This window comes from Limisphaerales bacterium (assembly GCA_014382585.1).
Classification (GTDB): Bacteria; Verrucomicrobiota; Verrucomicrobiia; order Limisphaerales; family UBA1100; genus JACNJL01.
On sequence record JACNJL010000033.1, the window covers coordinates 1 to 2,631 of the forward strand.

The following is a 2,631-nucleotide window of genomic DNA, read 5'->3' on the forward strand; positions in this document are numbered from 1 at the left end:
GTGGCGGTCACGCGCACAAAGCGCACCTTGGCTTTTACATCAAAACTGACCGGAGCAATATTTGGGTTCGGAAAATCAGCCTGTGTTTGATCGACGAGCGTGGTGCGTTGTTTGAAGTCCGCGGTTGACGCGCCTTCCACTTTGAAGCGCACGGGGAATCCAAATCCGCCGCCGATGTCGGCGTATTCATCGTGGCACGCGCGCAGCACAAGGCGCCGCAAATCGCTGGCCGCACCGAGATCGATCTGCACCCATTTGGCGGTGTGAGGATTCTTCACGATGGTACTGTGATAGCCATACTCGGGCCGCTTGCGCTGTAGCTTTGCCTTGGGCGTGAGCGTGGCGATTTTTTGATCCAGCGCCGTCAACGCTTTGCCGCCGGCCTTTTTCATCTCGGCATCCATGGTGGCGAGTTGCTTGTTCAACTCCGCAATGCGGGTGGTGAGGTCGATTTTCTTTTTATTTAACTCCGGCGACGTGTTGTACGGACGGTTGGCACGATCCACAGCGGCGAAGACGGATTGCAGGCTGTAATAATGCTTCTGCGTGTAGGGATCGAATTTGTGATCGTGGCAGCGCGCGCATTGGATGGTGGCACTGGTGAAGGTGTTGAGCGTGTTGCTCACCATTTCATCCCGATCAATGTGGCGGGCGACGCGGCCATCAATCTTACTCTCAGGTACTTCGACATGCCCGATAAAATCCCAAGGACCGGCGGCAATGAAGCCAAGCCCAAGAATGCCGTCGGCCGTGCCGGGGAAGAGCGCATCGCCGGCAATCTGTTCCTGGACGAACCGCGCGTACGGTTTGTTTTCGTTGAACGAACGAATAACATAATCGCGATAAGGCCAGGCGTTGGGCCGCAGCTTGTCCTTGTCGTACCCGCAGGTGTCGGCGTACTTCACCACATCGAGCCAGTGCCGGCCCCAGCGTTCGCCGTAGCGCGGGCTGGCGAGCAGTCGGTCGGCCAGTGCGGCGATGGCCTGATCACGATTGGTTTTCGCCGCCTTTTCAAACGCCGCAATCTCCGCGGGAGTGGGCGGCAGGCCGGTGAGGTCGAAGGTCATGCGCCGGATCAAGGTGAGGGGATCGGCCTTGGGGGAGGGGCTCAGTCCATGCTCGGTTTGTTTGGCGCGGATAAACTGGTCGATGGGATTGCGCGCCCATTTTTGTTCGGCGGCGGTGAGCAGGGGCAGGGGCGGGCGTTTCAGTGGCTTGAGCGACCAGTGTTGCTCCCACTTTGCGCCTTGGGAGATCCATTGGCGGAGGGTGGCGATTTGCGCGGCGGAAAGTGGTTTGCCGCTCTTGGGTGGGGGCATGCGTTCTTCGGGGTCGATGTGGGAAATGCGTTTGAGCAAATCCTTCAAAACCGGCCGGGCGGTTTGTTCGGTATCCAGTCGCAGCTTGGCTTTGCGGGTGCTGGCGTCGGGCCCGTGGCAGGCGTAGCAATTGGCGGTGAGGATGGGCCGCACGTCACGATCATACCAAACCGCTGCCATTAACGCCGGAGCCAGCAAACTAGCGGTCAGTATCCAAAATCGCTCCGTGAAACGCATCGGCGCGATGATAACATCCTGTCAAAAACTGTCACTTTTATTGAGAGATCTTCGTCAAATGGAAATGTGGCGTTGATCGTGGGTTTTTCATAAAATTTCCCCTTGTGCCTCGCCTGATCTGGGGGCACAGTATAGGAAGCCGGAAGGGCTATTTCGGATGACGAAAAAATTTGTTGTTGGCGTAGCGAGCGCCCTGCTTTGCGGGGTGGGATTAGCGGTGTACACGTTGACACAAACTGACGAGGTGCCCGGTGTTCCTGAGTTGATTGCCGAAGAGGACGTGACGACGGATCGGGCCGTGCCTGATTTGGAATTTGCCAAGCGTCATAAAGTGGTGCGGCTCGAGCAAGCCACGCTTACCAGCATCGTACAAAATGCCGATTCACTTACGTTGCGTTTGTTTCAAGGGGAGACATTGGAGATTCTCATCGATGAACGGCAAAAGATTGATGAAACATTTGCAATTGCATACGGCAAAGTAAAAGGCGCGTCTGAAAGCACGGTTATGTTATCCGTGGCCGGGGATGCGATGACCGGTTCAATTTCCGTTGGCGACGGCCGCACTTTCCGCATCGATCCTATCGGCGGCGGCGTACACAAGCTGGTGGAGGTGGATGAAACCACCGGCGACGTGTGTGAACACCCCCAAGGTCCGGCCGGCGAATTCATCGCACCCAACGGCGAAAAAATTCAGGTGATGTATCAGCGGATTTCCACCTTCCGTACAAGTGGGAACATTCGCCCGTTACAATCCCTGCGCCGCGTAATTCCCAGCCAACGGGCTTCCAGCAGTGGCAGTTCCGGTCGTACCGCCCGAGCCAATGCACGTTTGCCGATTCGCGTGATCAATATTCCGCGCAACTTTTACACTGGCCCCCGCTTCATCCAAGCTGGAGGAGCCACTCATTCCCGTTTTGCTTTTCGCAACGGGATGAGCACAACCTATCGGGGATGGATACGTCCGTCCTCCAAGCGCGGACCCGGCAGGGGAGGCAGTGGTCTTACAGGTGGCGGCGGTGGTTCCGGCGGCAACTCCGGCGGCAACTCCGGCGGCAACTCCGGCGGCAACTCCGGC

General features: G+C 57.6%; 2 protein-coding genes. One reads left to right on the forward strand and one right to left on the reverse strand.

Annotation, left to right across the window (positions count from 1 at the left end):
* Positions 1 to 1,556, reverse strand: a 1,556-nt coding sequence (locus H8E27_06090) for a DUF1549 domain-containing protein (GenBank protein MBC8325178.1), incomplete at its 3' end; no start/stop codon positions are given.
* A 157-nt stretch (positions 1,557 to 1,713) separates the two neighbouring features.
* Between H8E27_06090 and H8E27_06095 the strand changes: the two genes are divergently transcribed.
* On the forward strand, positions 1,714 to 2,631 hold a 918-nt coding region (locus H8E27_06095), incomplete at its 3' end, for a hypothetical protein (GenBank protein ID MBC8325179.1).